Source organism: Mumia sp., from assembly GCF_028803055.1.
Taxonomy (GTDB): domain Bacteria; phylum Actinomycetota; class Actinomycetes; order Propionibacteriales; family Nocardioidaceae; genus Mumia.
In genome coordinates, this window is sequence record NZ_JARBCJ010000223.1 from 1 (window position 1) to 4,834 (window position 4,834).

The 4,834-nt window shown below is 72.9% G+C and carries 4 protein-coding genes; 2 read left to right on the forward strand and 2 right to left on the reverse strand.

Going from position 1 to position 4,834, the window contains the following annotated elements:
- The coding region (locus PV363_RS15875) for an MMPL family transporter (protein ID WP_301022834.1) at positions 1 to 1,749 on the forward strand (1,749 nt) is incomplete at its 5' end.
- Here PV363_RS15875 and PV363_RS15880 read toward each other — a convergent pair.
- The gene (locus PV363_RS15880; protein WP_301022835.1) at positions 1,658 to 2,521 is read right to left on the reverse strand and encodes a lytic murein transglycosylase; all 864 of its coding nucleotides are present in this window, start codon (positions 2,519 to 2,521) and stop codon (positions 1,658 to 1,660) included. The genes PV363_RS15875 and PV363_RS15880 overlap by 92 nt on opposite strands.
- A gap of 52 nt (positions 2,522 to 2,573) precedes the next feature.
- Between PV363_RS15880 and PV363_RS15885 the strand changes: the two genes are divergently transcribed.
- Positions 2,574 to 3,398 (forward strand): NAD-dependent protein deacetylase, encoded by an 825-nt coding sequence (locus PV363_RS15885; RefSeq protein WP_220342304.1) that lies wholly within the window; start codon positions 2,574 to 2,576, stop codon positions 3,396 to 3,398.
- 28 nt (positions 3,399 to 3,426) lie between these two features.
- On the opposite strand, the gene PV363_RS15890 is transcribed toward PV363_RS15885, so the two are convergent.
- Complete coding sequence (locus PV363_RS15890) at positions 3,427 to 4,605, reverse strand: hypothetical protein (RefSeq protein ID WP_301022836.1); 1,179 nt, start codon at positions 4,603 to 4,605, stop codon at positions 3,427 to 3,429.
- Positions 4,606 to 4,834 lie beyond the last annotated feature (229 nt).

A 4,834-nucleotide genomic window follows, 5' to 3' on the forward strand; every position in this document is an offset into this window, starting at 1 on the left:
GCCGGCATGACCGTCGAGGTGGGCGGTGACGCGCTGACCCAGATCCCCGAGACCGGGAGCTCGGAGATCATCGGCGTCGTCGTCGCGCTGATCGTCCTGATCATCACGTTCGGCTCGCTGATCGCGGCCGGCATGCCGCTGCTGACCGCGCTGATCGGCGTCGGCATCGGCGTCGCTGGGATCACCACCCTGACCGGCTTCATGTCGCTGGGCTCGACCACGCCCATCCTCGCCACCATGCTCGGGCTCGCGGTCGGCATCGACTACGCGCTCTTCATCGTGTCCCGGTACCGGCACGAGGTGATGGTCGGACGCGATCCGGAGGAGGCCTCCGGGCGTGCGGTCGGCACCGCCGGCAGCGCGGTCGTCTTCGCCGGGCTGACGGTCGTCATCGCCCTCGTCGGACTGTCGGTCGTCAACATCTCGATCCTCACCGAGATGGGACTCGCCGCCGCGGCCACGGTCGCGATCGCGGTGCTCATCGCCCTGACCCTGCTGCCGGCCCTCTTCGGCTTCTCCAAGCGCCGCATCATCAAGGGCAAGATCCCGGGTCTGCGGCAGCACGACCCCGAGGCGGACGACCACTCGGGCAAGCCGGCCATGGGCCAGCGCTGGGCCGGACTCGTCACCCGGCGCAAGGCCGTCGTCGCCGTGCTCGGTGTGGCCGTCGCGCTCGTCGCCTCGATCCCCGTCCTCTCGCTGGAGGAGTCCCTGCCCGACGACGGCACCGCCTCGGTCGGGACGACCCAGCGCAAGGCGTACGACCTCATCGCCGAGGGGTTCGGGGCGGGGTCGAACGGACCGCTCCTCGTGGTCGTCGACACCGCGAAGGCCGACGATCCCGAGGCCGCGGTGGCGGAGACGACGAAGGCCGTCGAGGGCATCGACACCGACGTGGCCGCGGTCGTGCCCGGCCAGCCGATGCCGGACACCGACCTCGCCACGATCACCGTCGTCCCCAAGAGCGGCCCCGCAGACCAGGAGACCCAGGACCTGGTCGGCGAGATCCGTGACGCCGTGCAGGACGTGAAGGGCGAGACGGGTGCCGACGTGCTGGTCAGCGGTCAGACGGCCGTCTCGGTGGACGTGTCGGAGAAGCTGGCCGACGCCCTGCCCGTCTATCTGACGCTGGTGGTGGGCCTGGCGTTCGTGCTGCTGATCCTGGTGTTCCGCTCGATCCTGGTGCCGCTGTCGGCGGTCCTGGGCTTCCTCCTCACCATCGGGATGGCGCTGGGCGCGACCGTGGCGGTCTTCCAGTGGGGCTGGCTGGCCGACGTGTTCGGTGTGGACACGCCAGGGCCGATCATCAGCATCCTGCCGCTGCTCATGGTGGGCATCCTGTTCGGGCTCGCCATGGACTACCAGGTGTTCCTGGTGTCGCGGATGCGGGAGGACTACGTCCACAGCAAGGACGCCCAGCGCGCCGTCGTCAACGGGTTCAGCCACAGCGCCCGCGTGGTGACCGCCGCGGCGATCATCATGATCTCGGTCTTCGGCAGCTTCATCATCAGCGACGAGGCGATGATCAAGCCGATCGGCTTCGGGCTCGCCTTCGGCATCCTCGCCGACGCGTTCCTGGTCCGGATGACGCTGATCCCGGCCTTCATGGCGATCGCCGGCCGCTCCGCCTGGTGGCTTCCCGCCTGGCTGGACAAGATCATCCCGGACCTCGACATCGAGGGCGACGCGCTCGCCAAGCGCCTCGGAGAGCGGACTGAGTCGGAGCCCGTCGGCGCTCAGGCGCCGTAGGAGTCGGCCGCGGCCAGCACCCCCCCAAACTAGGCGACGTTGAGGTGTGTAGACCCACCGCGGCGGTCACCCGTGACCCGGTGTTGTGGTCGTCGCCGTTGGCGCACAGATAACGGCCGGCGGCGTACGCGGCGTCGTCGAGGTCCGCACGGTCTGCCACGCCGTCGCCGTCGCCGTCGGAGCCCCACCGTCGCCACGTGCTCCCGATGAACTGCATCGGGCCGACGGCGTGGTCCCAGGCCGGGTTGCCGTGGGCGGCGGTGTCGTCGGCCGAGGCCGCGAGCGCGGAGACGCCGCCGGTGCCGTCGAGCGCCGGACCGTGGATCGGTCGCCGGGTGGTCCCGTCGGCGAGCAGCGTGTTGCCGTCGATGGTGCCGTGCTGCGACTCGACCCAGCCGATGCCGGCCAGCGTCGTCCACCCCAGGCGACAACCGGGATCCTCCTCCTCGAGCCGCAGGGCGGCTCTCGCGTAGGCGGTCACCGCCCTGGCCGCGATCCCGGTCCGACCGGCCTCCGCCGACACCCATCCGCGGTCGAGGCCCGATCCGAGCCTCCCGACGCCCGAGTCGAGCGACGAGGTCGCGAGGAGAGGAGCGGCGGTGGAGGCCGTGGCCGCAGCCGTGGACGGTGGGTCGTACGCGCTCACGCTGGCCGCACCCACACGCGCGTCCGCGCCGGCGCCCGCCCACGTCAGCAGCCCGGCCGTCGCGCACAGCACCCCGAGCGCAGCGGGGACCACCACACCCTTGCTCCACGCGACCCGGCTGTTCACGCTGGCCAGCGTAGACGCCGTCGCGTCGCCGGGTCCCTCGTACGCTGGAAGCGTGGACATCGTCACTGAGCAGCCGGCGCTCGACGAGGTGCGTGCCCTGCTCGACGGGCGGCGCGTGGTCGCTTTGACCGGCGCTGGCATCAGCACCGACTCCGGCATCCCGGACTACCGCGGGCCGGGCTCGGTGCCGCGTCAGCCGATGACGTACCAGGAGTTCGTGGCCAGCCCGCAGGCGCAACAGCGCTACTGGGCCCGGGCCCACATCGGATGGCGGCACATGACCGGTGCCGAGCCGAACGCCGCCCACCACGCGCTGGTCGCCCTGGAGCAGGCCGGCGTGGTCTCAGCGGTGATCACCCAGAACGTCGACGGGCTGCACGAGGCCGCCGGCCAGCGCGAGCTCGTCGCCCTGCACGGGCGGATCGCCGACGTCGTCTGCCTGGGCTGCGGCGCCCGTTCGCCGCGCGCCGAGCTGCACGAACGGCTCGACGTCCTGAACCCCGGCTACGGCGACGGCGCGTACGCGATCGCACCCGACGGCGACGCGGTGCTGGAGGAGACCAGCACGTTCCGGGTCGCCCCGTGCCTGAGGTGCGGCGGCATCCTGAAGCCGGACGTGGTCTTCTTCGGCGAGAGCGTCCCGAAGCCGCGCGTGGAGCACTGCCGCGCGCTGGTCGACGCCGCGGACGCGCTTCTCGTCGTCGGGTCGTCGCTGCAGGTGATGTCCGGGCTGCGCTTCGTCCGGCAGGCGGCGAAGGCCGGGAAGCCCGTGGTGATCGTGAACCGGGGGGCGACCCGCGGGGACGACCTGGCAACCCTGAAGCTCGACGCCGGGTGCGCGGAGACGCTCGTCCCGCTGGCGGCCTCGGTCTGCTGACCTCCGTCGGAGCGAGGCGGCCCGGCGATCATCGGAGGTCGCAGGCCTCGGCATGCGAGACCAGCGCGGTCGCCCCGTCAGGCGTCAGCACGAACAGTCGCCCGCGTGTCATCGCCAGGTGCGACACGTGCGGCTGCGGCAGGTCGGTGGCGGCCCAGCGTGCGGTGTCGGCCGAGACCAGCGCCGTACGGGACTCTGCTCCGACCGCGATCGCTGCGCACGAGCCGTCGTACGCGGCGCGCGGCTGTGCGACGTACGGCTCGACCCGGACCGCAGGCAGCCGGATGCGGCGGACGTCCTCGGCACCGATGCGCCACCCGGCGAGCCGGTCGCCGACCCATCCCGCGACGAGGCAGGCGTCACCGGCGCACGCGACGTCGACGGCTCCGCTGGAAGGACCGTCGGACGGGCCCAGCGCGAGCCGTCGCCACGTCCGCAGGTCCGGTGTGGTCCACGCGGCCGCGGTCTGACGGGTGCCGGCGTCGGCGGTCACGGTCTCGGTGCCGACGACCACGACCGCGGACCCGGTCGCGCCGACGGCCGTCGGCAGGGCCTGGACGTCGCCGGCGCTGGAGAAGGGACCGATGTCGGTGCGCCGAACCCATCGGCCGCCGTCCTCGCGCCACACGGCGGGGGACAGGCGCGACGGCGACGTCGCCCAGCTCCCGACGACAGCGTCGACAGGAGCGGCCGTGAGCCCGGTGAGCCCTCCGGCCGACGGACCGCCGAAGGTCTCGAAGACCTGAGGCACCTCCGCGACGCCGTCGAGCGTCCCCGACCACGCCGTCCAGCGCGGCATCAGGTGCGCGCCTCCCGTCGCGTTGCCGAGGGCGACGACGCCACCGTCGGGAGCGACGGCGAGGTGGACCAGGGACGCGATGCGGCCGTACCCCGTGGCAGGCTCCAGCGGGACGTCTGCCCAGACCGATCCCTCGTGCGCCAGCAGGCGCGGACGTGCACCGTCTCCGCTGCCGACCGACCCGCCGACCACGAGGCGGTCACCGGCCGCCTCCACGGACGCCGGTCGTGTCCGGCCCGGAAGCGGCTCGGCGAACCAGCCCCCGGGCAGCGTCGCGAGTGCGGGCGGGGCCAGTGACGCGGGGGCCGGGGTGGGGTTTGAGGAGACGTCGTCGACGCGGTCTGCCGCCGAGGAGCATGCGGTGAGCGCGACCACCGTCGTCGCCAGCGAGAGGACCACCCGGTGCATGGGTCGACCGTACGACGGCGGGAGCCCTCGTGGCCTGCGCCGGCCAGGACAGCCGCCACGTGAGACCCGGTGAGGCGGTCGGGCCTGCACCGTGCGAGGCTCGCAGGAGAGCTGGAGCCAGGACGGCCTTCACGGGGTGAGAGGGGCGGACATGAGCCGCAGAGTGCTGGTCACCGGAGGCGTACGCTCCGGCAAGTCGCGGTACGCGGAGTCGCTGCTGGCGCGTCAG

What these genes read in the sequence shown, in the direction of transcription:
- PV363_RS15890 (WP_301022836.1), bottom strand. Translation starts at nt 4,605, where the DNA reads ATGCACCGGGTGGTCCTCTCGCTGGCGACGACGGTGGTCGCGCTCACC.